We start from the raw sequence: 25,787 nt of genomic DNA on the forward strand, positions 1-25,787 counted from the left end.
TTATTGCGTTGCGCGGCTCTCCCGGGGCGTGGGTAGATGGCTCCGGCACCGCTGCCACGACATCGGGAAAGGAGGCGGTCACCATGCGGGTCGAGCCCGAGCTCCGACGCTCCCCACGACCGTCCTCCCGCCGATCGCCGGCCTGAGCGCGGTACCCCGCAGACATCCCCGGGCCGCGCCGGGAGCCTGACGCGCGGCACTCTCCTACCCTTGAACCACCGACCCTGGGAGGTCGTACCACCATGTCGTACACCGAGGTTCCCGGCGTCCGCGTCCCGATCCGGATGTGGGCCGACCCGGCCACCGTCGAGAGTCAGGCCATGGACCAGCTGCGCAACATCAGCACGCTGCCCTGGCTGCACGGGCTCGCCGTGATGCCCGACGTCCACCTGGGCAAGGGGGCGACGGTCGGCTCCGTGATCGCCATGAAGGGTGCGGTCTGCCCGGCGGCGGTCGGCGTCGACATCGGCTGCGGGATGACCGCGGTCAAGACCTCGCTCACCGCCAAGGACCTGCCGGACGACCTGTCCCGGCTGCGTTCCAAGATCGAGCAGGCCATCCCGGTCGGCCGCGGCCTGCACAGCGATCCGGTCGACCCGGGCAAGCTGCACGGGTTCGCGACGGCCGGCTGGGACGACTTCTGGACCCGTTTCGACGGGGTGGCCTCCGAGGTCAAGTGGCGGCGCGAGCGGGCGATGCAGCAGATGGGCACGCTCGGCAGCGGCAACCACTTCGTGGAGGTGTGCGTCGACACCACCGGCGCGGTGTGGCTGATGCTGCACTCCGGGTCGCGCAACATCGGCAAGGAGCTCGCGGAGTACCACATGGGCGTGGCCCGGTCGCTCCCGCACAACCAGGGCCTGGTCGACCGCGACCTCGCGGTGTTCATCGCGGACACCCCGCAGATGGGGGCCTACCGGCAGGACCTGTTCTGGGCGCAGGAGTACGCCAAGCACAACCGGGCGATGATGATGGCGCTCTTCCAGGACGTCGTGCGGCGCGAGTTCCCGAAGGCGAAGGTGGCCTTCGACGAGATGATCAGCTGCCACCACAACTACGTGGCGGAGGAGCAGTACGACGGCGTCGACCTGCTGGTCACCCGCAAGGGCGCGATCCGGGCCGGCTCCGGCGACTACGGGATCATCCCGGGCTCGATGGGCACCGGTTCGTACATCGTCCGCGGCCTCGGCAACCCGGCCTCGTTCAACTCGGCCTCGCACGGCGCCGGCCGGAAGATGAGCCGGACGGCGGCCAAGAAGCGCTTCACCCAGCAGGACCTCGCCGAGCAGACCAAGGGCGTGGAGTGCCGCAAGGACTCCGGCGTGGTCGACGAGATCCCGGGCGCCTACAAGCCGATCGAGAAGGTCATCGCGCAGCAGAAGGACCTGGTCGAGGTGGTCGCCCAGCTCAAGCAGGTCGTCTGCGTGAAGGGCTGACCCGAGGGGCCGGGTCCCTGGGGTCACCTGCGTCACGCAGGACACAATGGCCCCCGTGGACTACCAGGGACTGCTGCACGAGGTGATGGACCAGGCCCTGCGCGGCGACGCGCGGGGCCGGGTCGCGGACTACATCCCGGCGCTGGCCGAGGCCGACCCGGAGGCGTTCGGGATGGCGATCGCCACCGTCGACGGCGAGGTGTACGGGGCGGGGGACTGGGAGCAGCCGTTCTCGATCCAGTCCGTCTCGAAGCTGTTCACCCTGGCGCTCGCGCTCGCCGGGGGCGACGACGGGCTGTGGCGCGGGGTGGGGCGCGAGCCGTCCGGCAATCCGTTCAACTCGCTGGTGCAGCTGGAGACCGAGCACGGCATTCCGCGCAACCCGTTCATCAACGCGGGCGCGCTGGTGGTGACGGACCGTCTGCTGGAACTGACCGGCGACGCGGCCGGCGCGGTGCGGGACTTCCTGCGGGCCGAGTCGGGCCGTCCCGGGGTGGACACCGACGACGCGGTGGCCGCCTCGGAGGCGCGGCACGGGCACCGGAACGCGGCGCTGGCGCACTTCATCGCGAGCTACGGCAACCTGCGCAACCCGGTGGACAGCGTGCTGGTGCACTACTACGCGCACTGCGCGATCGCGGCCAGCTGCCGCGACCTGGCGATGGCGGGGCTGTTCCTGGCCCGGCACGGGATAAGGATGGACGGCTCGCGGCTGCTCACCCGCAGCGAGGCGAAGCGGATCAACGCGGTGCTGCTGACCTGCGGCACGTACGACGCGGCGGGCGAGTTCGCCTTCCGGGTCGGTCTGCCGGGCAAGAGCGGGGTCGGCGGCGGGGTGCTGGCCGTGCTGCCGGGGCGCGGGACGGTCTGCGTGTGGAGCCCGGGGCTGGACGCCGCCGGCAACTCGGTGCTCGGGGTGGCGGCGCTGGACGCGCTGACCACGGCGACCGGCTGGTCGGTGTTCTGAGCTCTGAGCTCTGAGCCGGTACGCCGAAGGGGGTGCCCCGCCACATGGCGGGGCACCCCCTTCGGCGTGCTCGGCTCGGCTCACGCGGCCGGCAGCTGGTCCAGGCCCTCCCGGACGAGCTTGGCGATCCGGTCCAGGGCCTCGTCGGCGCCCTCGGCGTCCGAGGCGAGGACGACCGTGTCGCCGCCCTCGGCGCCGAGGCCGAGCAGACCGAGCATGGAGCCGGCGTTGACCGGTGCGCCGCCTTCCTTGGCGATGGTGATCGGCAGGCCGGTGGAGGTCACGGCGCGGACGAAGACGGAGGCGGGACGGGCGTGCAGGCCCTCGGGCCAACCGATGGAGACGCGGCGCTCGGCCATGAGACGTGCCTTTCAGGTGGTGCTGGTACAGCCATGTTGTCTAGACCAGTGTTGCATGCCGGCCGCCGTCCCGCGCTGCTCGGCCCGCCGTTCGTCGCCGCCCGGCCCGCCGGTACCGGCCCGGGGCCCCGCCACCCCGGGGCCCGCGGCCCGGACGGGGGCCCGCAGCGGCGGCGCCATCCGGCCCGCAGCCGGATAACCTGACGATCGTGGAAGACTCCGCGGCCCGCCCCCCGCACCGGGGCGACGAGCACAGCTACCCCCAGCACTGGGAGGCCGACGTGCTGCTGCGCGACGGCGGCACGGCCCGGATCCGGCCGATCACCGAGGACGACGCGCGGCGCCTGGTGGACTTCTACGAGCAGGTCTCCGACCAGTCCAAGTACTTCCGCTTCTTCGCCCCGTACCCGCGGCTGTCCGACAAGGACGTCCGGCGCTTCACCCACCACGACTACATCAACCGGGTCGGCCTGGCGGTGGTGGTCCGCGACCGCTTCATCGCCACCGTCCGCTACGACCGGATCGACGCCGACGGCCGCCCGTCCACCACCGGCACCGACGCCGAGGTGGCCTTCCTGGTCCAGGACGAGCACCAGGGCCGCGGCGTCGCCTCCGCGCTGCTGGAGCACATCGCCGCCGTCGCCCAGGAGCGCGGGATCCGCCGCTTCACCGCCGAGGTGCTCCCCGAGAACCGCAAGATGGTCAAGGTCTTCACCGACGCCGGCTACACCCAGCGCCGCAGCATCGCCGACGGCGTGGTGCACCTGGAGTTCGACCTGGAGCCCACCGCCGCCTCGCTCGCGGTGATGCGGGCCCGCGAGCACCGCGCCGAGGCCCGCTCGGTGCAGCGCCTGCTCACCCCGCGCTCGGTCGCCGTGGTCGGCGTCTCCCGCAGCCCGCACTCGGTCGGCCGCTCGCTGCTGCGCGACCTGGCCGGCTTCCGCGGCCCGGTGTACGCGGTGAACCGCAGCGCGCCGGCCGGCACCGAACTCGACGGGGTGACCACCCACCGCTCGGTCCGCGACATCCCCGGGCCGGTCGACCTGGCGATCATCGCCGTCCCCGAGCCCGGGGTCGCCGCCGGCGTCGCCGAGTGCGGCGCGCACGGCGTGCAGGGCCTGGTGGTGGTCACCGCCGGCTACGCCGAGACCGGCCCCGAGGGCCGCGACCGCCAGCGCGCGCTGGTCCGGCAGGCCCGGGCGGCCGGCATGCGGGTGGTCGGCCCGAACGCGTTCGGCCTGATCAACACCGACCCCGAGCGCCCGCTGAACGCCTCGCTGGCGCCGGTGCTGCCCGAGCGCGGCCCGTTCGGCCTGTTCTGCCAGTCCGGCGCGATCGGGGTGGCGCTGCTGGAGGCGGCGCACCGCCGCGGCCTCGGCGTCTCCTCGTTCGCCTCGGTCGGCAACCGCGCCGACCTGTCCGGCAACGACTGGCTCCAGTACGGCGAGGAGGACGAGGCCACCGAGGTGCTGCTGCTCTACCTGGAGTCCTTCGGCAACCCGCGCAAGTTCACCCGGATCGCCCGCCGGCTGGCCGCCGCCAAGCCGGTGGTGGTGCTCAAGGGCGCCCGGCACACCGGCAGCGTGCCCCCCGGCCACGCCGTGCAGCCCGCCGCCGGACGGCTCCGGGACGCCACCGTGGACGCCCTGTTCCAGCAGGCCGGGGTGGTCCGGGTGGACACCATCACCGAACTGTTCGACACCGGCGAGCTGCTCGCCGGGCAGCCGCTGCCGGCCGGCGACCGGGTGGCCGTGGTCGGCAACTCCGACTCGCTCGGCCTGCTCACCCACGACGCCTGCCTCAGCGCAGGCCTGCGCCCGCGCACCCCGGTCGACCTGACCACCGCCGCCACCGGCGAGAACTACCGGATCGCCCTGCACACCGCGCTGCGCGACCCCGGTGTGGACGCCGTGATCGCCGTCGCCATCCCGCCGATCGGCGTCCAGGGCGCCGGACCCGACCACGACCTGCGGGCCGACGACCCGGAGATCGCCGCCGCCCTGCTGGACGCCGCCGGGCTCGGCCGCGAACTCGGGAAACCGCTGCTGCTCACCCACCTCGCCCTGACCGGCCTGGCCGAACGGCTGCGCCCCGGCCGGATCCCCGCCTACCCCGCCCCCGAGCGGGCCGTGCACGCGCTGGCCGACGCCGTCCGGTACGCCGACTGGCGCCGCCGCACCACCGAGGCCGAGCAGACCGCCCGGGTGCCCGAGCTGGAGGGGATCGACGAGGCCGGCGCCCGCGCGCTGGTGGAGACCGCGCTCACCACCCGGGCCGCGGTCGCCGCCCGCACCCAGCCGGGCGGCGCCCGGGTCGTCCTGCCGGAGGCCGACGCGCTGAGCCTGCTCGCCCGGTACGGCATCGAGGTCAGCCCGGTCCTCCCGGCGCCGGACGAGCGGAGCGCGCTGCGCGCCGCGGCCGAGCTGGGGTACCCGGTCGCGCTCAAGGCCACCGCCGAGCACCTGCGGCACCGCGCGGACCTCGGCAGCGTCCGGCTGGACCTCACCGGCGAGGCGGAGCTGCGCCGGGCGCACCGGGAGCTGGACGCGCTGCTCGGCGGCGCCGGTCAGGCCGGACTGGTGGTGCAGCGGCTGGCCCCGCGCGGGGTGGACACCGTGATCGGCGCGACGGTCGACCCGGCGGTCGGCGCGATCCTGTCGTTCGGGCTGGCCGGCGCCCCCTCCGAACTGCTGGGCGACCTGGCGCACCGGCTGGTGCCGGCCACCGACCGGGACGCGGCCGAGCTGATCCGGGAGGTCCGGGCGGCCCCGCTGCTGTTCGGCTGGCGCGGCGCGGCCCCGGTCGACACCGGGGCGCTGGAGGAGCTGCTCCTGCGGGTGTCGCGGCTGGTGGACGACCTGCCGGAGGTCGCATCGGTCGACCTCGAACCGGTCGTGGTGGCCCCGCGCGGGCTGGCGGTGCTGGGCGCGCAGGTGCGGATCGCACCCCTGCCGGTCCGCACGGATCTGGGACCGCGCGCCATGAGCACCCTGTAACCTTTCGTGGTTGCGCCCCTTCGACGGGGCGCGGAAGGCCCGGAAGCTCGGCGCAGTGCCGCCCGCTTCGTCGGCGGGACATGCCAGGATGGAGTTATGGCCAAGACCGGTACCACCACCACGCAGGACCTGCGGTCCGCGATCGAGCGCAGCGGTTACTACCCGGCGCTGGTGTCCGAGGCGGTCGAGTCCGCGGTGGGCCCCGAGCCGATCACCTCCTACCTGGTCCACCAGGAGACCACCTTCGACGCCAACGAGGTGCGCCGGCACGTGACGGTGCTGGTGCTGACCTCCTCGCGCTTCGTGGTCAGCCACACCGACGAGCAGAACGGCGACGCGGGCAACCCGGTGCCGTACGCGACCACCTCCACCGAGACCGTCCGGGTCGACCGGATCAACTCCGTGGTGGTCAGCCGCATGGTCGCCAACCCCGAGACGTACACGCCCGGCACGCTGCCGCGCGAGGTCGTGCTGACCATCGGCTGGGGCGCGGTGCAGCGCCTCGACCTGGAGCCGGCCGGCTGCTCGGACCCGAACTGCGAGGCGGACCACGGCTACACCGGCTCGGCGACCGCGGACGACCTCTCGCTGCGGGTCAGCGAGGCGGGGGACGGCCCGGAGACCGTGGCCCAGGCCCTGGTGTTCGCCCGCGCGCTGTCCGAGGCGACCGTCAGCACCCGGGGCTGAGGTCCGCCACCGAATGCCGCACCTCGACTACGACTCCTTCGAGATCCTCGACCCCTCCGACGCCCCCGTCCCCGCCTACGGCAGCGGATCGCTCGCCGACCTGCTGCCGGCCGTGGCGACCGGGCTCGGCCTGTCCGGCTTCGACAGCGGGCTGCTGCTGGAGCCCGCCGACCGGGTCTGCGTCTTCCTGGTGGACGGGATGGGCTGGGAGCTGCTCCGGCGCCACCCCGAGTACGCGCCCTTCCTGACCTCGCTGATGGGCGGCTCCAACCCGATCACCGCCGGCTTCCCGTCCACCACCGCCACCTCGCTGGCCTCGGTCGGCACCGGGACCCCGCCCGGTCTGCACGGGCTGGCCGGTTACACCGTGGCGGTGCCGGGCACCGGGTACCTGATGAACCAGCTGCGCTGGCAGCCCCCGGTGGACCCGGTGAGCTGGCAGCCGTACCCGACCGTGTTCGAGCAGGTCCACCGGGCCGGCGTGGCGACCAGCCAGGTCTCCTCCCCGCTGTTCGCGCAGACCCCGCTGACCAGGGTCGCGCTCTCCGGCGGCTCCTTCCTCGGCCGCACCACCGGCGAGGAGCGGATGGACGAGGCGGCCCGCTGGATGGCCGACCACGACCGGGCGCTGGTGTACACCTACGTCAGCGAGCTGGACGGGGCGGGCCACCGCTACGGCGTGGACTCCGACGACTGGCGGATGATGCTCAACACCGTCGACCGGCTCGCCCGCCGGCTGGCCGAGCAGCTGCCGCCGCGCTCCGCGCTGTACGTCACCGCCGACCACGGCATGATCGACATCGCTCCCGAGGACCGGATCGACTTCGACGACGACTGGGAGCTGAGCGCCGGCGTCGCCCTGCTCGGCGGCGAGGGCCGGGCCCGGCACGTGTACGCGGTGCCCGGCGCGGCCGCGGACGTGTTCACGGTCTGGAGCGAGGTGCTCGGCGACCGGATGTGGGTGGCCACCCGCGACCAGGCGATAGCGGCGGGCTGGTTCGGCCCGGTGGTGGACGACCGGGTCTACCACCGGATCGGCGACGTGGTCGCGGCCGCCCGGGACGACATCGCGGTGATCGCCTCCCGCCGGGAGCCCGGCGAGTCCTCGATGATCGGCCTGCACGGCTCGATGACCCCGGTCGAACAGCTGGTGCCGCTGCTCGAAGTCCGTGCCTGACCGGCAACCTCACTGAAAGGCCCTCGCTCCACCCATGGCTGAACTGGTGTTCTTCTCGGGCACGATGGACTGCGGCAAGTCGACGCTCGCGCTCCAGATGGACCACAACCACGCGGCGCGCGGCCGGACCGGCATCATCTTCACCCGGCACGACCGGGCCGGTGCCGCCACCATCTCCAGCCGGCTCGGGCTGCGGGCCGACGCGGTCGAGGTCGCCGACGAGTTCGACTTCCAGGCGCACGTGGTGCACCTGCTCTCGGCCGGCGGCAAGGTGGACTACCTGATCTGCGACGAGGCCCAGTTCTTCTCCGCCGAGCAGATCGACCAGCTCGCCCGGGTGGTCGACGAACTCGGCATTGACGTCTACACCTTCGGCATCACCACCGACTTCCGCACCAGGCTCTTCCCCGGCTCGCAGCGGCTGATCGAGCTCGCCGACCGGGTCGAGGTGCTCCAGGTCGAGGCGCTCTGCTGGTGCGGCGCCCGGGCCACCCACAACGCCCGCACGGTCGGCGGGGTGATGGTGGTCGAGGGCGCCCAGGTCGTGGTCGGCGACGTCGCCGTGAACGAGGACGAGATCGGCTACGAGGTGCTCTGCCGCCGCCACCATCGCCGCCGCCTCACCGCGGCCACCGCCCGCGCCGCGGTGCTCTCCCCGGACGTGCTGCCCTTCGAGGAGCACTCCCGCTGAACCCCGGCGGCCCGTAGGAGCGCTCGGAGACCGGTCAGCCGGTCGGCTGGACCACCGAGAACTGCCCGCCCCGCGGGTCCGCCAGCCGGGCCACCCGGCCGAACGGCGTGTCGTACGGCCCGACCCGCAACGAGCCGCCCAGGTCGAGCACCTGGTGCACCGTCAGATCGGCGTCGGCCACCGCGAAGTGCACCCGCCAGCGCGGCGGCCCGCTGCGCAGGTCGGTGCTGTGCCGGATGCCCGCCACCGGCTGCCCGCCCACCAGCAGCTGCGCGTCGTCCTCGCCACGGGCCACCGCGGCGGCCGCGGCCGCCACCACCGCCCGCCCCAGCACCGCCCGGTAGAACACCGCCGCACTCTCGTCGTCACCGGTGACCAGCTCGTTCCAGGCCGGCGCGCCCGGCTCGCCGACCACCTCCCAGCCCAGGTGCTCGGCCGCCTCCCAGATCCCGAACACCGCGCCCGACAGGTCCGAGGCGATCGCCATCCGCCCGGCCCGGTCCGCCGTCAGCGGCCCGACCGCCACCGTGCCGCCGCACTCGCGGATCCGCTGCGCCACCTCGTCGGCACTGTCCACCGCGAAGTACGTGGTCCACTCGACCGGGTAGGCGGTGCCCGCCGGGGTGACGCCGAGCCCGGCGACCTTCGCGCCGTTCAGGGTGGCCCGCACGTACGGGCCGAGACCGGTCGGCCCGGGCTCGAACTCCCAACCGAGCAGGGCGCCGTAGAACGCCCGGGCACCTTCCAGGTCGTCGGTCATCAGGCTCACCCAGCACGGCGTGCCCTGAGCCAGCCGCAGCTTCACCGCAGTCATCGCGTCCCCTCACCGAACGGTCGACGCTTCCAGGCCGAATGGTTCCACCCGATCCCGGCGGGAAACCCGCGACCGACCGGCGTGCCGGGCAAAGACCGTACAAAGAGCTGATCCGCCGGGCGAGAATGTCGGCATGACGGCATCCTCCACCCCGCTGATCCAGGCCGCCGAGCTGCAGGCGGCGCTCGGTGCGCCCGCCCCGCCGGTCCTGCTGGACGTCCGCTGGCAACTGGGCGGTCCGCCCGGCGCCGAGGAGTACGCCGCCGGCCACCTGCCCGGCGCGCACTACCTCGACCTGGACCGCGAGTTGGCCGCGCCGCCCGGTCCGGCCGGCCGCCACCCGCTGCCCGACCCGAAGCTGCTCGGCGAGGCGCTGCGCCGAGCCGGGGTGAGCGTCGCCCGCCCGGTGGTGGTGTACGACGCGGGTCCCGCCACCTCGGCCGCCCGCGCCTGGTGGCTGCTGCGCTGGGCCGGGCACCCGGACGTCCGGGTGCTGGACGGCGGCCTGGCCGCCTGGCGCGCGGCCGGCCTGCCGGAGACCACCGAGCCGCCCGCCGCCGGGGACGGCGACTTCGAGCCCGCGGCCGGCGGCCTGCCCACCGTGGACGCCGACGGGGCGGCCGAACTGGCGCGCACCGGGCTGCTGTTGGACGCCCGGGCGGCCGAGCGCTACCGCGGTGAGGTCGAGCCGGTCGACCCGCGCGCCGGGCACATCCCGGGCGCGGTGTCCGCGCCGACCACCGACAACCTGGGCACCGACGGACGGTTCCGCCCGGCCGCCGAACTCGCCGCCCGATTCGGCGCGCTGGGCGCGGCCGGTGGTCCGGTCGGGGTCTACTGCGGCTCCGGGGTCACCGCCGCCCACGAACTGCTGGCGCTGGAGGTCGCGGGGCTCCCGGGCGGGGCGCTGTACCCCGGGTCGTGGAGCGAGTGGTCCGGGCAGCCGGACCGTCCGGCCGCGACCGGGGCACAGCCGGGCTGACCGCAGGACGCCGACGGGTGGCGGCCCCTCCTCGGAGGGGACGCCACCCGTCGGCTCTGCTGCTGGTGCGTCAGTCCTGCTTCTTGCGCCGGCTGCCGAAGACGATCTCGTCCCAGCTGGGCACGGTGGCCCGTCGGCCGGGCCGGACACCGTCCGCCTCGGCCTGCCGGTCCGTCGTCCCGACCAGCCGCTCCCGGTGCGGGGCGACCGAACGGGGCATCAGGATGTCCGCGTACGCCGACCCCGCGCCGATGCTGGCGGCGGGCGCCGCCGGCTCCTCGGCGACCTCGGGCTCCTCGACCACCGCCGGCTCGGGCGCCGGGCCGATCGCCAGGTCGCCGCGGAAGGCGGGCACCACGTCGAGCAGGCTGGTCAGCGAATCCCGGGCGTCGGCCGCCGCCTCCCGGCTCTCGCGCGCCTCCCGGACCTCCCTGACCTCGCGGACCTCCCGCGCGGACATGATCCGGTCGGCCGAGGGCCGCTCGATCATCGGGCGGGCCGGCCGGTCCTGGGGGAGCCGGGCGATCCGCGGGATGAACGGGAAGACCGAGTCCTCCTCGCGGTCGACGTTCTCGCCGATCAGCGCGCGGGCCTCGTCGTCGTTCGGCTGCACCAGACGGCGCGGCGGGTCGTACGTCCAGCTGGCGGTGCGGTTCTCGCCGTCCGCGCGGTACGCGAGGATGACCTCCCAGGTGCCGTCGTCCCGGCGCCAGGAGTCCCACCGCTCCGTGTCCTTCTCCGCGCTGCGCAGCGCGAGCCGCTCGGCCACGGCCTCGCCGAGCTGCGGACCGGTCGACTCGCCGTGCCGGCGGATCGCGGTCTTGCGGGCCCGCTCGGCCATGAAGGCGCGCTCGGCGAGCACCGGCCCCTCGAAGCGGCGGACCCGGTCCACCGAGATCCCGGCGGCCTGCGCGACCTCCTCGGCGGAGGCACCGGCTCGTATCCGCGCCTGGATGTCACGGGGGCGGAGGTGGCTCTCGACCTCGATCTCGATCTGGCCGAGCCGCGGGCGGTCACCCCGGACGGCGGCGCGCAGCCGCTCGTCGATCGGGAGGGTGTACTCCGTGCTGTCGGCAGCCTTGAGCACCAGCCGTGTGCCGTCGTTGCTGACGGCCACGACGCGCAGTTCGGGCACGGTTACCTCCCGGGTGGTGCCTGCCGACGTCACCTGCGTCGCTGCTCCCGTACTGAGTGTGGCCTGCCCGCTGGCGAGTGGCCACAACCTTGCAGAGTTACCCGGCGTGTCGGGCTTTCGCCCGGGCGCGCCGCTGTGGCACGGTTGCCTGTTTGCCACGTCGCCGGTCGACGTTGCACCCGGGCGTTCCGATCGTCTTCCGACGGACTGCCGATTGATTGACCGAAGGCTCAGGCTCCACGAACAGTACTCCATTCGTGGCATCGAGAGGGGCGGCTCGCCGCTCAAGTCTCCCGCGAATCAGCGGAATCTCAAGAGCTCGCACCCCAATGGCAGACCCTCGATCAGCCAGTGGTGATCATCTTCACATATATCGACTTCCGGGAGTCGGATTTTCGCCCCATGTGTCCTTCTCTGTGCAAGATGGACCGACTTGTTCGAAAACGTGACGCACTGACCGAGGGATGTCGATGCCGCAGCAGAGGGAGCAGTCCGCGCCGCCGGCGGGTGCCGTGGCCGACGCCGAGGCCGACTCCGGCGCTGCGGCGAAGCCCACCGAGGGCCGCGGGCGGCTGGACCTGAGCATGGCCCAGGTCGCCGCGAGCGCGCTGGCGACGGTGGTCGGCGCGGTGCTCGCCTCCGAGCTCGGGGTGTACGGCACGATCATCGGCGCCGCCGTGGTCAGCGTCGGTGCCACCGTCGGCAGCGCCCTCTTCCAGCACCTGTTCCGGCGCACCGGCGAGCAGCTGAGGACCGCGGTCGACCGCGGCCCGGGCGCGACCGCCAACGGTCTGCGCCAGGTGCAGGTGCCGGTGCCGGCGCCCGGACCGGTCCCGGTGGCCCGGTCCGCCGGGCCGGCCGGGGAGTGGAACGAGCCGCAGCTGCTCCGGGCCCGCCGGCGCTGGACCTGGCGCACCGGCGCGGCGGTCTCGGCGCTGGTGTTCGCCCTGGCGATGGTGCCGATCCTGGCCGTCGAGGTGCTGGCCGGGCAGCCGGTGAGCAGCCTCACCGGCGGCGATCAGCGGACCGGCACCTCGTTCAACCCGGGGCGCGGCGGCCCGGCGCACACCCCCTCCCCGCCGAAGGGCTCCGCCGGAGCCTCCGACCCGGCGGCCGTGCCGTCCGGTGCGCCGGGCGGCTCCCCGGGCAGCAGTGGTGCGCCGTCGGCGTCCCCGTCGGGCTCCGCCCCGGCCACGCCGTCCGGCTCGCCCTCGGCGGGCCCGACCGGATCACCCTCGGCCGGTGCCTCCGCGAGCCCGTCCACCGGCCCGTCCGGTCCGTCCGGGACCCCGTCCGCCGGCACGTCCGGTGCGGCGACCACTCCGGGCGGCCCGGCGACGCCGACCGGCTGACCGGTCAGGCGCCCAGCACCCGGCGCAGGTAGTCGTTGCCGAACAGCCGGCCCGGGTCGACCTTGTCCCGCAGCGCCGTGAAGTCGCCGAAGTGCGGGTAGACCGAGGCGAGGTACTCGGCGTCCCGGGTGTGCAGCTTGCCCCAGTGCGGGCGGCCCCGGTGCGCGGTCATCAGCTCCTCGACGGCGGTGAAGTAGCCCCGCTCGGAGCTGCCGCGGAACAGGTGCACGGCGATGTAGACGGTGTCCCGGCCGTTCGCGGTGGACAGCCAGAGGTCGTCGGCGGGCGCCACCCGGACCTCCACCGGGAAGCTGATCCGCCAGTCGGAGTGCTCGACCAAGGCCTTCAGGTCGCGCAGCACCTCGACGGCGGCCTCCCGCGGGACGGCGTACTCCATCTCGATGAAGCGGACCTTGCGCGGGCTGGTGAACACCTTGTACGCGGTGTCGGTGAAGGTGCGCTCGGACCAGGCCCGGCTGGCGAGCTGGGCGATGGTCGGGATCGCGGCGGGGAAGCTGCGGCCGACCCGGCAGGCGCCCTCCCAGACGGTGTTCGAGAGGAAGTCGTCGTCCAGCCAGGCCTTGAACCGCGGCAGCGGGGCGGCCGGGCCCTGGCTGCGGTTGTTGCGCTTGGTGGAGCAGCGGTCGGTGTGCGGGAACCAGTAGAACTCGAAGTGCTCGTTGACGGCGGTCAGGTCGTCGAAGCGCTCCATCACCTCGTCGAAGGCCATCGGCTGCTCGTGCGCGGTCAGCAGGAACGCCGGTTCGACCCCCAACGTGAGCGCGCTGACCACGCCGAGCGCGCCGAGGCCGAGGCGGGCGCCCTGGAACAGTTCGGGGTTCTCGGTGGGGGAGCACTGCTGCACCGAACCGTCGGCCAGCACGATCTCCAGCGCCTTGATCTGCGCGGCCAGCGAGCCGGAGTCCCGGCCGGTGCCGTGGGTGCCGGTGCTGGTCGCCCCGGCCACGGTCTGCACCTCGATGTCGCCCATGTTGGTGAGCGAGAGCCCGGCGGCCTCCAGCAGCCGGTTGAGCCGGTGCAGCGGGAGGCCGGACTCGACGGTCACGGTGCCCGCCTGCGGGTCGATCCCGCGCACCGCCGTCAGCGCGTCCGGCCGCACCAGCACGCCGTCACCGGGCGAGGCGATCGCGGTGAACGAGTGGCCGGAGCCGACCGCCTTGACCGTGCGCCCCTGCTCGGCGGCCAGCCGGACCACCTCGCCGAGCTCCTCGACCCCGGCGGGGGAGACCACCCGGCCCGGTCGCGCGCTCTGGTTCCCGGCCCAGTTGCGCCAGCCGGCGGTGGCGGTGCTCTGGGGCATGCGGAGGCCTCCTGCTCACGGACTACCAGTGGGTAGGGTGAGCGTAGTCACTCGCTCCCCACCGGTCCATGGTCCCTGCGGAGCCGGTCCGGGCGGGCCTCAGCCGGGCAGCGAGCTGCGGGCCGGTTCCGGCGCATCGGCGGTCAGCCCGCTGCGCAGGCGGGGGAATCCGGCCAGCGCGACCAGCACGCCGAAGCCGGCCGAGGCCACCGGCACCCAGTAGCCGGCCGCCGCACCGGCCGCGTCCACCATCCAGCCCGCGGCGGAGGAGCCGAGCGCCACGCCCAGGGCCAGCCCGGTGGTGGTCCAGGTCATCCCCTCGGTCAGCTGCGCCGCCGGGACCAGCCGCTCGACCAGGGCCATCGCGGTGATCAGGGTCGGCGAGATGGACAGCCCCGCGAGGAACAGTGCCGCGCCGATGGCGACCAGCCCGGCCGTGCCGCGCAGGGTCGAGGCGACCACCACCAGCGGCACCATGCTGACCGCCATCACGGCGACCCCGGCCAGGAACCGGGTGGCCATCGAGCCCTTGAGCTTCAGCGTCCCGAACACCACCCCGGCCAGGCAGGAGCCCAGCGCGTACACGGCGAGCACCAGGCTGGACGAGGAGGTGTGGCCCTGCGCCTGGGCGAAGGCCACCGTGACCACCTCCACCGAACCGAAGATCGCACCGGTGGCCACGAAGGTCAGCACCAGCACCTGCAGGCCCGCCGAGCTGATCGCCGAACCGCTCGCGTGGTGCGCCGCCGGGTGCACCGGCGGCTCGGTACGGCGCTGCGCGGTGAACAGCAGCACGCCGACCGCCAGGAACAGCCCCGCGAGCACCACACCGGCCTCCGGGAAGACCGCCGTGGCCAGCCCGATCGACAGGATCGGCCCGACGATGAAGCAGATCTCGTCGACCACCGCCTCCAGCGAGTACGCGGTGTGCAGCTTGGGCGGTTCGGAGCTGTACAGGTGCGCCCAGCGGGCCCGGACCATCGAGCCGGTGCTCGGCATCCCGCCCATCCCCACCGCGCACACGAACAGCGTCCAGGCCGGCGCCGCGAAGTGCGCGCAGAGCAGCAGCCCGACCGCGGCCAGCAGGGTGACCACGGTGGCGGGCCGCGCCACCCGGCGCTGCCCGTACCGGTCGACCAGCCGGGAGACCTGCGGGCCGAGGGCCGCCGCGGAGAGCGCGAGCACCGCCGAGACCGCGCCGGCCAACCCGTACGAGCCGCGCAGCTGCGCGAGCATCGTGACGATGCCGATGCCGGTCATCGAGATGGGCAGCCGGGCGACGAAGCCGCTGGAGGAGAAGGCCAGACTGCCGGGGGCGGCGAAGATCTGGCGGTAACTGGACAGCACGGGGGCTCCGCGGAAGAAGGGGCAGGGACGGTAAGGAACAAGGTTCGCAAACACAGCTTACGAACTTCGGCAACCGAAAATCTCCGGACGAACCGCCCACGGCGCCCGCCGCCGTCCACCCGGCCGCGGGTGGGAGGATCGGTGCCATGCCCGAGACGCCCACCGCCACCGACCCCGCGCCGTACGACGCGCTCCTGCTGCTCTCCTTCGGCGGGCCCGAGGCCCCGGAGGACGTGGTGCCGTTCCTGGAGAACGTCACCCGCGGCCGCGGCATCCCCAAGGAACGCCTGGCCGAGGTCGGCAAGCACTACTTCCTGTTCGGCGGCGTCAGCCCGATCAACGAGCAGAACCGCGAACTGCTCGCCGCACTGCGCAAGGACTTCGCCGAGCACGGCCTGGACCTGCCGGTCTACTGGGGGAACCGGAACTGGGCGCCCTACCTGACCGACACCCTGCGCGAGCTGGCCGCCGACGGCCACCGCCGGGTGCTCACCCTCGCCACCAGCGCGTACGCCGGCTACTCGGGCTGCCGCCAGTACCGGGAGAACCTCGCGGACGCGCTGGCCCAGCTGCGCGCGGAGGGGCTGCCCGAGCCGACGGTCGACAAGCTCCGGCACTTCTACAACCACCCCGGCTTCGTCGAGCCGATGATCGACGCCACCCTGAGCGCGCTCGAGGCCCTGCCCGCCGGCGTCCGCGACGGCGCGCACCTCGCCTTCACCACCCACTCCATCCCGGACGCGATGGCCGACAGCTCGGGCCCCCCCGACGACCCGGCCCGCGGCGGGCCCGGCGGCGCGTACGTGGCCCAGCACCTGGAGGTCGCCCGGCTGGTGGCCGAGGCGGTCGCCCGGGCCACGGGCGTGGCCGGCCGGCCCTGGCAGCTGGTCTTCCAGAGCCGCAGCGGGGCCCCGCACATCCCCTGGCTCGAACCCGACATCTGCGACCACCTGGAGAGCCTGCACGGCGCGGGCGCACCCGCCGCCGTGATGGTCCCGATCGGCTTCGTCTCGGACCACATGGAGGTCAGGTACGACCTCGACACCGAGGCCACCGCCAAGGCCGCCGAACTCGGCCTGCCGGTCACCCGGGCGGCCACGGTCGGCGCCGACCCCCGCTTCACCGCCGCCGTCCGGGAGCTCGTGCTGGAGCGGGCGGCGGTCGAGCGGGGCGCGGCGGTGGAGCGCTGCGCCCTCGGTACGCTCGGCGCGAGCCACGACGTCTGCGCCGTCGCCTGCTGCCCGAACCCGCGCGCACCCCGGCCTGCGGCCGCCCAGCTCTGAAGCCGCCCGGCTCCGAGCCCGCCCAGCTCCGAGGCCGCCCAGTTCCGAGGCCCGTCGTGCGGCGGCCCCGTTCGAGGCGCCCGGTCCCGAAGCCCCAGCCCCAGGAGGAACCAGCCGTGTCACCCAGCCCCGCCCTGCTCGCCGAACTGCTGGAGGTGGCCAAGGAGGCCGCGCTCCGGGCCGGTTCGCTGCTGCGTGACGGCCGCCCGGCCGACCTCGGGGTGGCCGCCACCAAGAGCAGCCCGGTGGACGTGGTCACCGAGATGGACCTCGCCTCCGAGAAGCTGGTCCTGGAACTGATCGGCGAGCGCCGCCCGGACGACGGCTACCTCGGCGAGGAGGGCGCCGAACGCACCGGCACCAGCGGCGTCCGCTGGGTCGTCGACCCGCTCGACGGGACCGTCAACTACCTGTACGGCCAGCACAACTGGGCCGTCAGCGTGGCCGCCGAGCTGGACGGCCGGGCGGTGGTCGGCGTGGTCTACGTACCGGCCCGCGGCGAACTGTTCCACGCCGTGCTCGGCGGCGGTGCCCACCTCGACGGCCGCCCGATCACCTGCCGGCCGGCCCCGCCCTGGGGCCAGGCACTGATCAGCACCGGTTTCAACTACGTGCAGGCGGTCCGGGTCCGCCAGGTCGAGGTCCTGCTGCACCTGATGCCGGAGTTCCGCGACATCCGGCGCGGCGGCGCGGCCGCCGTCGACCTCTGCGACCTCGCCGCCGGCCGGGTCGACGGCTACTTCGAACGCGGCCTCGCCCCCTGGGACCGGGCCGCCGGGGTCCTGATCGCTCGCGAGTCCGGGGCCCTGGCCGGCGGGCGCCCCGGACGGGAGCCGGACGGCGACCTCACGGTGGCCGCCCCGCCCGGCCTGTTCGAGCAGCTGCAGCAGCGGCTGGACGAGATCGGCGCCTGGCGGGACTGAACCACCACGGAGCCGGGAAACGCCCTGGTGGGCCGGTCGCCGCGGCGACCGGCCCACCAGGGCGGCTGAGCAGTGAAGGGCCCTGGCACAGGGCGTGTGCCAGGGCTCGCGTTTTCTGTTCGCCCCCGGTGCTGCGGGGCAGGCGCGGCGCTGCGGTCGGCCGCTGCTGGTACGGCTGCGGGCTCGGTCAGGCGGCGGCGCGGTGCATCTCGTGCACGGCGTCGACCCCGTGCTCGGCAGCCAGTCTGCGCAGGTCCTCCAGCTCGGACTGCTCGACCTCGGCCAGGAAATCGTCCCCGGACTCGAGTGCGCGGTGGAGATCCTGCTCCGCATTCCTTATGCGCTGCAGGATTCCGTCGGTGAAGGCGTCCATACGGGCCCCCTTGCTGTGTCGAACGGGCACGGTCCGCATGCTCCCCGGCTGCGGATCGAGATCAACGGGAGCGCCGAAGCCGGTGACTGACTCTCCGGTCGGGCGCGGAAGCCGGTCTGCGGCGGCCACCGGTGACATTCGATCCCCTGGCCGGTGCGGATGAACACGCGGCGGGTGGGTGCGACCCGCACGGTGGCGGCATCGCTGGTGTGAGCTTGTCCTCCCCGCCCGGTGGCCCGGGAAACCTCCCCGGGCGAGAAAGTTGCCCGCGTCACAGTCCAATCGGAGCCCTGGACGCCGGATCCGCCCGCCCGGCCGACCCGGCCCGCTCCCGGCGGGCCGTCCGCACCCGACCGTCACGGCCCCCGCCCGGCCGGGGGCCAGGGTCACCCGGCCGGTCTTACCGCCGCTTTAGCCGGGAACCAGGCAGGATGGGCAGCACCGTCGGAGCCGTCCGCCCGTCCCGAGGCCGCCCGCGGCCCGCGGCGTGTCGGCCCCGCCGCCCGGTGCACAACGGCCCGCACGGGCGTCCACGGTGGGCCGCACCAGGAGAAGGGACCACCACCGTGCGGGTACTCGTCGTCGAGGACGAGCAACTCCTCGCCGAAGCCGTCGCCACCGGCCTGCGCCGCGAGGCGATGGCCGTCGACGTCGTGTACGACGGGGAGGCGGCGCTGCAGCGCATTGCCGTCAACGACTACGACGTGGTCGTCCTGGACCGCGACCTCCCCCTCGTCCACGGTGACGACGTCTGCCGCCGCGTGGTCGAACAGGGCCTGGCCACCCGGGTGATCATGCTGACCGCCTCCGGCGACATCAGCGACCGGGTCGAGGGCCTGGAGATCGGCGCCGACGACTACCTCCCCAAGCCGTTCGCCTTCAGCGAACTCGTCGCCCGGGTCAGGGCGCTGGGCCGCCGCGCCACCGTCCCGCTGCCGCCCGTCCTGGAGCGCGCCGGGATCAGCGTCGACCCGGGCCGCCGCGAGGTGATCCGCGACGGGCGCACCGTCCAGCTCGCCCCCAAGGAGTTCGCCGTGCTGGAGGTCCTGATGCGGGCCGGCGGCGCCGTGGTCTCCGCCGAGCAGCTGCTGGAGAAGGCCTGGGACGAGCACACCGACCCGTTCACCAACGTCGTCAGGGTCACCGTGATGACCCTGCGCCGCAAGCTCGGCGACCCGCCGGTCATCGTCACGGTGCCCGGCTCCGGCTACCGGATCTGACGGCCGCCGCACCCGGCCCCGCAGGCCTCGCCCACCCCCGCCACCGCAGCACCCGAGAGGACCAGCCATGAACACCCCGCCCCCCGCCGGCGGGGCCCCCGGCACGCCCACCGGCGGCCCGGGCCCGATCCCGCCGCGCCCGGTCCGGCCCCCGCGGTCCGACTCCGCCGAGCCGGTCGAGCACCGGCGCGAGACGCCGGCCTACCGCCCCGGCGACGGCCTGTTCGCCTGGCTCGCGCTGCGCCCGACCATCCGGATCCGGCTCACCCTGCTCTACGGCGGCATGTTCCTGATGGCCGGCGTGGTGCTGCTGCTGCTCATGTACTACTTCGTCCGCCAGGCCTTCCAGGGCGCCTCGCTGCCCCCGCTCCGGCTCGGCCCGAACGTCCAGATCACCACGCCCGACGGCATCGTCATCAACAACCAGACGGCGCTGGACCGCTACATCGACAACTACCAGGCCGTCGAGGCCGACCAGGCGCTCAACACGCTGCTCCGCAAGGCCCTCACCGCGCTGGTCTGCCTCGCCGTGATCGCCTTCGCCGCCGGCTACGCGATGGCCGGCCGGGTGCTGCGCCCGCTCGGCCGGATCACCCGCACCGCCCGCGAGGTGGCCGGCTCCGACCTGCACCGGCGGATCCAGCTGGACGGTCCGGACGACGAGCTCAAGGAGCTCGCCGACACCTTCGACGACATGCTCCAGCGCCTCGACCGGGCCTTCGACTCCCAGCGCAGGTTCGTCGCCAACGCCTCGCACGAACTCCGCACCCCGCTGGCGATCAACCGCACCCTGCTGGAGGTGCAGCTCTCCGACCCGGCCGCCTCGCCCGACCTCCAGCAGCTCGGCAAGACCCTGCTGGCCACCAACGAGCGCAGCGAGCAACTGGTCGAGGGCCTGCTGCTGCTCGCCCGCAGCGACAACGAACTCACCGACCGCCGGCCGGTGGAGCTCTCCGAGGTCGCCCTGCGCGCCCTGGAGCAGATCCGGCCGGAAGCCGTCACCCGCGAGGTGACGCTGCGCCCCGAGCTGGCACCGGTGACCGTCTCCGGCAACGGCGTGCTGCTGGAGCGGATCGCGCTCAACCTGCTGCAGAACGCCGTGCGGTACAACACCGCCGACGGCTGGGCCGAGATCATCACCCGGGCCACCCCCGAGGGCGGCGGCGAGCTGGTGGTCAGCAACACCGGCCCGGTGGTGCCCGGGTACGAGCTGGAGCACATCTTCGAGCCGTTCCGGCGGGTCAAGGGCGCCGACCGGACCAGGAGCGACAAGGGGGTCGGCCTCGGCCTGTCCATCGTGCGCTCGGTGGTCCGGGCCCACGGAGGCGTCATCGACGCCTCCTCCCGGCCCGGGGGAGGGCTGACCATCCGGGTCCGCATCCCCGGCTGACCAGGGGGCGCCCAGGCCCCCGCCGGGCGCCCCGGAGCGCTCCTCGGAGCCGCCCACCGGCCCTCCTGCCCGCGGTCCGTGCGCGGACCGTCCTCGCCGCCCCTGCCCGCCGTGTCGGATTGACATAAGGCCTGGCAGGGGCGGCTTGTCATTTCCCGCCGGGACAACTTACGGTGTCGTAACCTACGCAGCCGTAAGTGAGCCGCGCCGACCGGCTCCGCCGGCGTCCCAGCCGGCCGGCCCGACCGGCCACCACCCTCGTCCGCCCCCGGGAGAACCGCCGTGACCATCGCCCCCGTGCAGCGCACCGCCACGTCCGCCTGGACCGACGCCCGGCTGATCCTGGAGCTCGAAGCAGTCGTCGAGACCGAGCTCAACCGGCACCTCAAGGTCGCCAAGGAGTGGATGCCGCACGAGTACGTGCCGTGGAGCCGGGGGCGGGACTTCGACGGCGTGCTCGGCGGCGAGGCCTGGGCGCTCGACCAGTCCGAGGTCACGCCGCTGGCCCGGGTGTCGCTGGTGGTCAACCTGCTGACCGAGGACAACCTCCCCAGCTACCACCACGAGATCGCCACCATGTTCGGCCGCGAGGGCGCCTGGGGCACCTGGGTGCACCGGTGGACCGCGGAGGAGGGCCGGCACGGCATAGCCATCCGCGACTACCTGCTCGCCACCCGGGCCGTCGACCCGGTGGAGCTGGAGCGGGCCCGGATGGCGCACATGGGCGAGGGCTTCTCCTCCGACAACTCGCACAGCATGCTGCACTCGGTGGCCTACGTGGCCTTCCAGGAGCTGGCCACCCGGATCGCCCACCGCAACACCGGCCACACCTCGGGCGACCCGCTGTGCGACCAGCTGCTGGCGAAGATCGCGAACGACGAGAACCTGCACATGGTCTTCTACCGCAACCTGCTCCGCGCGGCCCTGGAGATCGCCCCGGACCAGGCCATGCGGGCCATCGCCGACGTCGTGATCAACTTCCGGATGCCCGGCCACGGCATGCCCGGCTTCGAGCGCTCGGCCGCCCAGATCGCCATCGGCGGCGTCTACAACCTGCGGATCCACCACGACGACGTGCTCCAGCCCGTGCTGCGCCACCTCAAGGTGATGGAGTTCGGCGGCCTCGGCCCGGAGGGGCTCCAGGCCCAGCAGGAGCTCGGCCTCTTCCTGGACGGTCTGAACGCCCAGGCCACCAAGTTCGACGAGCGCCAGGCCGCCCTGCTCGCCCGCCGCGAGGCCAACGCCGCCAAGCGCTGACGCCCGACCCGCGGCAGGGGCGCCCGGACGCGCGCGGTGCGCCTTCCGTGCGCCCCTGCCGCGTCGAATGTCTGGATTTCGGCGAGAAAATCCCCGCTGTGTCCCATCTCACATCCGCCCGCTCGGTGCGGTCGGGCGATCTCGCAGGGTGATCGCTCGTTCGAGTGACCGGGCCCACTCCGGTGACCGTGCGTCGGGTCGGCAGATTTGTTGACGTGTCGCCAAACCCTTTCGCCGCAGCGGAATTTGGGGATCGAACGGGGTGCCGGCGGCTACCGGGGGTGACCGTCACGGCGGCCCCGGGGGAGGGCGTCGACGCCGCACGGTGACGCCGTCCGGAACCTGTTCGATCACCCCAACGGCCGTCGGGTTGGGTGTCGATTGAGTAACAGGGCTTGAAGTAAGGCACAATCTCGCCCTCGGGTCGGGCACAAGACCGACCCCCCAAGCGTTACGTGCGCTGGAGATACCGCACACACCCAAAGGGGGAGAGCGAAAATGGCAACGGACTACGACACCCCGCGCAAGACCGATGACGACCTCAACGAGGACAGCATCGAGGAGCTCAAGGCACGCCGGAACGAGAAGGCGACCAGCACGGTCGACATCGACGAGTTCGACGCGGCCGAGGGGCTGGAGCTTCCGGGCGCCGACCTCTCGAACGAGGAGCTCTCCGTCCGGGTGCTTCCGCGCCAGGCCGACGAGTTCACCTGCATGAGCTGCTTCCTTGTGCACCACCGCAGCCAGCTGCACAGCGAGAAGAACGGCAACCCGATCTGCCGGGACTGCGGCGCCTGAGCACCACGCGGCCATGGCCCGGGCAGGCCCTCCACGGCCGGCCCGGTACGCCGCCCCGACCGGCCCCTGGCAGCAGGGCCGGAGGCAGCCCCAGCCGCCGCCACGCGCGGTGGCACCCGGTAGGCACGTCCTGCCGTGACCGGCGCACCACCGGAGAACGGGACGGTCCCGCAGCGATGCGGAGCCGTCCCTCTTCCGTGTCCGGGCCCGATCAGGCCCCGGAGTCGGTGCCGGAGCCGGTGTCCCCGCCGGCGCCGCGGGCCGCCTCGATCGCCTCGGCCAGCCGCTGGGGGGAGCGGGTGGAGAGGTAGACGTACGGGGTCGGGTCGGCCGGGTCCGCGACCTCGACCCGCAGCGCGGTCGGCACGTAGCTGCGCAGCAGCATGAAGGCGCGGGGGTCGGCCTTCACCGAGCGCCAGGCGAGCGCCTCCGCCCGGTCCAGCGGCAGGGCCTCGCCGAGGGCGCCCACCGGGATCCGCGCCTGCCCGGCCACCAGCGAACCCTGGACCACCCGGATCCGGGCCGAGCCGTAGCTGCTGATCCCGGCCGCCGCGGCGACGAAGCCCACCACCAGCCCGGCCAGGGCGCCCAGCTCGCTGAGCCTGAGCATGATCAACGCGAGCGAGAGTCCGGTCGCGACGGGCAGCAGCCACCAGGAGCGCGGGACGGTGAGGCGTTCGTCGTACATGCCCTCCATTGTGGGCGCCGGTCCGGACGGTCCCCGACGGCGCCCCCGCAGTGCCGGGCGGAACACCCCGTGGCCTGCGCCGCCGACTGTGACACAACCGGTGTGACACTGCCCCTGCATCGTCCACTACCAGCCGGTAGGGTCGCGCCTGTGACCGGATCCATCGCCCCTCTGCCCAGCGCGCAGTCCACGGACGGGCCCGCGGCGGCCGCCCCGTTCCTCACCCCCACCGCCCCGCCGGCCGGTGCCACGCTCCCCGACCGCGCCCCCGAGGCGCCGGCCCCGGGCGACCGGCTCGGCTCGCACTACGACCACTGTTTCGGGTGCGGGCCGCAGCACCCCCAAGGCCTGCGCCTGGACGCGGTCGCCGGTGAAGGACTCACCGTGGACGCCGAGTTCACCGTCCGCCCGGAACACCAGGGCGGTCCGGGGCTCGCGCACGGCGGCGTGCTGATGACGGCGATGGACGAGACCCTCGGCACGCTGAACTGGCTGCTGCACACCCCCGCGGTGACCGGCCGGCTGGAGACCGACTTCGTCCGCCCGGTGCCGGTCGACTCGGTGCTGCACATCCACGCCCGGGTGACCGGGGTGCACGGACGCAAGATCTACAGCGCGGCCGAGGGACGGATCGGCGGGCCGGACGGACCGGTCGCCGTGCGGGCCCAGGCACTCTTCATCGCCGTGAAGCTGGAACACTTCACCACGCACGGTCGTCCGGAGGACATCAAGAGAGCCATGGACGACCCCGATCTGCTGAAGCGCAGCCGAGCCTTCGAGGTGAACCCGTGAGCACCACCCCGCGCCAGCCGGTGGACATCCTGATCAACCGGATCGACCCGGACCTCCCGCTGCCCGCCTACGAGCACCCCGGCGACGCCGGAGCCGACCTGCGCACCACGGTGGATGCGGAACTCGCCCCCGGGGAGCGGGCAGTCCTGCCGACCGGTGTCGCCATTGCGCTACCGGACGGTTACGCGGCGTTCGTGCACCCGCGTTCGGGACTCGCAGCTCGTTGCGGCGTTGCACTGGTGAACGCCCCAGGGACCGTCGATGCCGGGTACCGTGGTGAGATCAAGGTGATCGTCGTCAATCTGGACCCGCGCGAGGGGGTCAGCTTCCGCCGAGGGGACCGCATCGCCCAGCTGGTCATCCAGCAGGTCGAGAAGGCGCGGTTCCACGAGGTGGCCGAGCTGCCGGGGTCGGCACGCGCCGCGGGTGGGTTCGGGTCGACCGGTGGCCACGCCGCGGTCTAGCATGCCCGCGGTCTCGCAGTAGCCGAGCAGGTATTCGCTTCGGACCTGGATCCGTCCGGGCCGGGAAGGACAGTGACCGTGTTCCGTCGTCGCCACAAGAGCGAGGACGCTGTCGAGCAGCTCGCCGAGGACGCCACCAGCGCCGACGAGACGGCCGATGACGTCGAGGACTCCGCCGAGAGCGAGAACGACGCCGAGCTGGACCCGGCCGACCGGGTCGGCCTGCCGCCGGCGCCCCGTCCGGACGGCCCGTGGGACGTCTCCGAACTGGAGGGTCCCGAGGAGGGCCGCGTCGACCTGGGCGGCCTGCTGGTCCCCGGGGTCGAGGGCATGGAGCTGCGGGTGGAGGTGGCGGGTGACGCCATCGTCGCCGCGACCCTCGTCCTCGGTAACAGCGCGATCCAGCTGCAGGCCTTCGCCGCGCCCAAGTCCGAGGGCATCTGGGGCGAGGTCCGCGAGGAGATCGCCAACGGCATCACCGCGCAGGGTGGCCTGATCGAGGAGGAGGAGGGCCCGCTGGGCTGGCACCTCCGGGCCCAGGTCCCCGTGCAGCTGCCGGACGGCACCCAGGGTGTCCAGCTGGTCAGGTTCGTCGGCTGCGACGGGCCGCGCTGGTTCCTGCGCGGCGTGATCTCCGGCCAGGCCGCGGTCCAGCCCGAGATGGCCGGCATCCTGGAGCAGGTCTTCCAGCAGACGGTCGTCGTCCGCGGTGAGACCCCGATGGCTCCGCGCGACCCGATCGTGCTCAAGCTTCCCGAGGACGCCCAGATGGTCGCCGACGGCGGCCCGGGCACCGGCGCCGAAGAGGGTGGCAGCCGCTTCGGCACCGCCCCGCTCGACCCCTTCGCCCGCGGCCCGGAGATCACCGAGGTCCGCTGAGCAACAGCCTCGTCGCCCCCGCCGGCCCGGCCGGCGGGGGCGATTTGCTTGCAGGGGGCGGCGCCCCGTACAGTTCCCGAGTCGCACCGAGAGGGGCGGCCACAGCAAATCGGATGAATGATTCTCCGGATAACGGAGCGAAAAGCATCTGATAAGCTGGGAACACGAAAGACCGGCCAGCAAACGAATGAAACTCCGGAAAACGGAGCGGAAAACATCTGCTAGGCTGGGAAATACGAAAGAACGAAGCGCCCGGAGGGCCCGCTGGAAGGCGGTCCGAAGGAAGTGTCCGTTCCTTGAGAACTCAACAGCGTGCCAAAAGTCAACGCCAGATATGTTGACATCCCCGGCCGGTCATTCTTGACCGGTTGGAGATTCCTTTAAAGTAAGACACTAGCGAGGACGCAGTGCGCGGGACCGCCCTATTCCGGTTGGTTGCCGTGCCGCTCAACGCGA

General features: G+C 73.6%; 24 protein-coding genes. 17 read left to right on the forward strand and 7 right to left on the reverse strand.

The genetic code is table 11. The annotated features are described in order from the left end of the window. Nucleotides 1-242: 242 nt before the first annotated feature. Together ABT014_RS21820 and ABT014_RS21825 are read left to right on the forward strand one after the other, a co-directional pair. Nucleotides 243-1,436, forward strand: a complete 1,194-nt coding sequence (locus ABT014_RS21820; RefSeq protein WP_350640669.1) for an RtcB family protein — start codon at nucleotides 243-245, stop codon at nucleotides 1,434-1,436. Nucleotides 1,437-1,482: 46 nt separating this feature from the next. Beyond that, entirely contained in the window at nucleotides 1,483-2,403 is a 921-nt protein-coding gene (locus ABT014_RS21825) for a glutaminase (protein ID WP_350640670.1), read from the forward strand. An 80-nt stretch (nucleotides 2,404-2,483) separates the two neighbouring features. Here the strand turns inward: ABT014_RS21825 and ABT014_RS21830 are convergent, their stop codons facing one another. Beyond that, nucleotides 2,484-2,762, reverse strand: a complete 279-nt coding sequence (locus ABT014_RS21830; protein WP_350640671.1) for an HPr family phosphocarrier protein — start codon at nucleotides 2,760-2,762, stop codon at nucleotides 2,484-2,486. Nucleotides 2,763-2,971: 209 nt separating this feature from the next. Between ABT014_RS21830 and ABT014_RS21835 the strand changes: the two genes are divergently transcribed. The 4 genes from ABT014_RS21835 (at nucleotide 2,972) to ABT014_RS21850 (ending at nucleotide 8,313) form a co-directional block, all read left to right on the forward strand. Continuing rightward, nucleotides 2,972-5,758 (forward strand): bifunctional acetate--CoA ligase family protein/GNAT family N-acetyltransferase, encoded by a 2,787-nt coding sequence (locus ABT014_RS21835; RefSeq protein WP_350640672.1) that lies wholly within the window; start codon nucleotides 2,972-2,974, stop codon nucleotides 5,756-5,758. Between the two features lie 96 nt (nucleotides 5,759-5,854). Continuing rightward, on the forward strand, nucleotides 5,855-6,445 hold the full coding sequence (locus ABT014_RS21840; protein WP_350640673.1) for a DUF5998 family protein: 591 nt from the start codon (nucleotides 5,855-5,857) through the stop codon (nucleotides 6,443-6,445). A 13-nt stretch (nucleotides 6,446-6,458) separates the two neighbouring features. Next, nucleotides 6,459-7,622: an alkaline phosphatase family protein gene (locus ABT014_RS21845; RefSeq protein ID WP_350640674.1), complete on the forward strand. Its 1,164-nt coding sequence runs from the start codon at nucleotides 6,459-6,461 to the stop codon at nucleotides 7,620-7,622. 34 nt (nucleotides 7,623-7,656) lie between these two features. Beyond that, a complete protein-coding gene (locus tag ABT014_RS21850) occupies nucleotides 7,657-8,313 on the forward strand; it encodes a thymidine kinase (protein WP_350640675.1) in 657 nt (218 codons plus the stop codon). Between the two features lie 34 nt (nucleotides 8,314-8,347). Here ABT014_RS21850 and ABT014_RS21855 read toward each other — a convergent pair whose 3' ends face one another. Then, nucleotides 8,348-9,127 (reverse strand): VOC family protein, encoded by a 780-nt coding sequence (locus ABT014_RS21855; protein WP_350640676.1) that lies wholly within the window; start codon nucleotides 9,125-9,127, stop codon nucleotides 8,348-8,350. Between the two features lie 133 nt (nucleotides 9,128-9,260). On the opposite strand from ABT014_RS21855, the gene ABT014_RS21860 reads away from it, so the two are divergent. After that, on the forward strand, nucleotides 9,261-10,109 hold the full coding sequence (locus tag ABT014_RS21860; protein ID WP_350640677.1) for a sulfurtransferase: 849 nt from the start codon (nucleotides 9,261-9,263) through the stop codon (nucleotides 10,107-10,109). 70 nt (nucleotides 10,110-10,179) lie between these two features. Here the strand turns inward: ABT014_RS21860 and sepH are convergent, their stop codons facing one another. After that, a complete protein-coding gene (gene sepH, locus ABT014_RS21865; protein ID WP_350640678.1) occupies nucleotides 10,180-11,277 on the reverse strand; it encodes a septation protein SepH in 1,098 nt (365 codons plus the stop codon). Between the two features lie 437 nt (nucleotides 11,278-11,714). On the opposite strand from sepH, the gene ABT014_RS21870 reads away from it, so the two are divergent. Continuing rightward, nucleotides 11,715-12,596: a hypothetical protein gene (locus ABT014_RS21870; protein ID WP_350640679.1), complete on the forward strand. Its 882-nt coding sequence runs from the start codon at nucleotides 11,715-11,717 to the stop codon at nucleotides 12,594-12,596. A 4-nt stretch (nucleotides 12,597-12,600) separates the two neighbouring features. Here the strand turns inward: ABT014_RS21870 and ABT014_RS21875 are convergent, their stop codons facing one another. Both ABT014_RS21875 and ABT014_RS21880 read right to left on the reverse strand, forming a co-directional pair. Then, entirely contained in the window at nucleotides 12,601-13,917 is a 1,317-nt protein-coding gene (locus ABT014_RS21875) for a D-arabinono-1,4-lactone oxidase (RefSeq protein ID WP_350640680.1), read from the reverse strand. A 99-nt stretch (nucleotides 13,918-14,016) separates the two neighbouring features. Continuing rightward, entirely contained in the window at nucleotides 14,017-15,264 is a 1,248-nt protein-coding gene (locus ABT014_RS21880; RefSeq protein WP_350640681.1) for an MFS transporter, read from the reverse strand. A gap of 146 nt (nucleotides 15,265-15,410) precedes the next feature. On the opposite strand from ABT014_RS21880, the gene ABT014_RS21885 reads away from it, so the two are divergent. Both ABT014_RS21885 and ABT014_RS21890 read left to right on the forward strand, forming a co-directional pair. Then, on the forward strand, nucleotides 15,411-16,547 hold the full coding sequence (locus tag ABT014_RS21885; protein ID WP_350640682.1) for a ferrochelatase: 1,137 nt from the start codon (nucleotides 15,411-15,413) through the stop codon (nucleotides 16,545-16,547). A gap of 116 nt (nucleotides 16,548-16,663) precedes the next feature. Next, nucleotides 16,664-17,470, forward strand: coding sequence for an inositol monophosphatase family protein (locus ABT014_RS21890; protein WP_350640683.1), 807 nt, complete (start codon nucleotides 16,664-16,666; stop codon nucleotides 17,468-17,470). 187 nt (nucleotides 17,471-17,657) lie between these two features. Here ABT014_RS21890 and ABT014_RS21895 read toward each other — a convergent pair whose 3' ends face one another. Then, a complete protein-coding gene (locus ABT014_RS21895) occupies nucleotides 17,658-17,843 on the reverse strand; it encodes a hypothetical protein (RefSeq protein WP_350640699.1) in 186 nt (61 codons plus the stop codon). A 566-nt stretch (nucleotides 17,844-18,409) separates the two neighbouring features. On the opposite strand from ABT014_RS21895, the gene ABT014_RS21900 reads away from it, so the two are divergent. The 4 genes from ABT014_RS21900 (at nucleotide 18,410) to ABT014_RS21915 (ending at nucleotide 22,508) form a co-directional block, all read left to right on the forward strand. Beyond that, a complete protein-coding gene (locus tag ABT014_RS21900; protein WP_350640684.1) occupies nucleotides 18,410-19,063 on the forward strand; it encodes a response regulator transcription factor in 654 nt (217 codons plus the stop codon). 67 nt (nucleotides 19,064-19,130) lie between these two features. Continuing rightward, nucleotides 19,131-20,453 (forward strand): sensor histidine kinase, encoded by a 1,323-nt coding sequence (locus tag ABT014_RS21905; RefSeq protein WP_350640685.1) that lies wholly within the window; start codon nucleotides 19,131-19,133, stop codon nucleotides 20,451-20,453. A 282-nt stretch (nucleotides 20,454-20,735) separates the two neighbouring features. Beyond that, complete coding sequence (locus ABT014_RS21910; protein ID WP_350640686.1) at nucleotides 20,736-21,710, forward strand: acyl-ACP desaturase; 975 nt, start codon at nucleotides 20,736-20,738, stop codon at nucleotides 21,708-21,710. A gap of 498 nt (nucleotides 21,711-22,208) precedes the next feature. Further along, on the forward strand, nucleotides 22,209-22,508 hold the full coding sequence (locus ABT014_RS21915; RefSeq protein WP_350640687.1) for a DUF4193 domain-containing protein: 300 nt from the start codon (nucleotides 22,209-22,211) through the stop codon (nucleotides 22,506-22,508). A gap of 211 nt (nucleotides 22,509-22,719) precedes the next feature. Here the strand turns inward: ABT014_RS21915 and ABT014_RS21920 are convergent, their stop codons facing one another. Continuing rightward, nucleotides 22,720-23,196, reverse strand: a complete 477-nt coding sequence (locus tag ABT014_RS21920; protein WP_502895059.1) for a DUF3093 domain-containing protein — start codon at nucleotides 23,194-23,196, stop codon at nucleotides 22,720-22,722. Nucleotides 23,197-23,367: 171 nt separating this feature from the next. Here ABT014_RS21920 and ABT014_RS21925 point away from each other — a divergent pair, with 171 nt between their 5' ends. The 3 genes from ABT014_RS21925 to ABT014_RS21935 all read left to right on the forward strand — a co-directional run bounded on the left by ABT014_RS21925 (nucleotide 23,368) and on the right by ABT014_RS21935 (nucleotide 25,331). Continuing rightward, entirely contained in the window at nucleotides 23,368-23,988 is a 621-nt protein-coding gene (locus ABT014_RS21925) for a PaaI family thioesterase (protein WP_502895060.1), read from the forward strand. Beyond that, nucleotides 23,985-24,452: a dUTP diphosphatase gene (dut, locus tag ABT014_RS21930; RefSeq protein ID WP_350640690.1), complete on the forward strand. Its 468-nt coding sequence runs from the start codon at nucleotides 23,985-23,987 to the stop codon at nucleotides 24,450-24,452. Before ABT014_RS21925 ends, dut begins: the two co-directional genes overlap by 4 nt. 78 nt (nucleotides 24,453-24,530) lie before the next feature. Further along, on the forward strand, nucleotides 24,531-25,331 hold the full coding sequence (locus ABT014_RS21935) for a DUF3710 domain-containing protein (protein WP_350640691.1): 801 nt from the start codon (nucleotides 24,531-24,533) through the stop codon (nucleotides 25,329-25,331). Nucleotides 25,332-25,787 lie beyond the last annotated feature (456 nt).

Origin of the sequence: Kitasatospora sp. NPDC094015 (genome assembly GCF_040304075.1) — a bacterium.
Taxonomy (GTDB): domain Bacteria; phylum Actinomycetota; class Actinomycetes; order Streptomycetales; family Streptomycetaceae; genus Kitasatospora.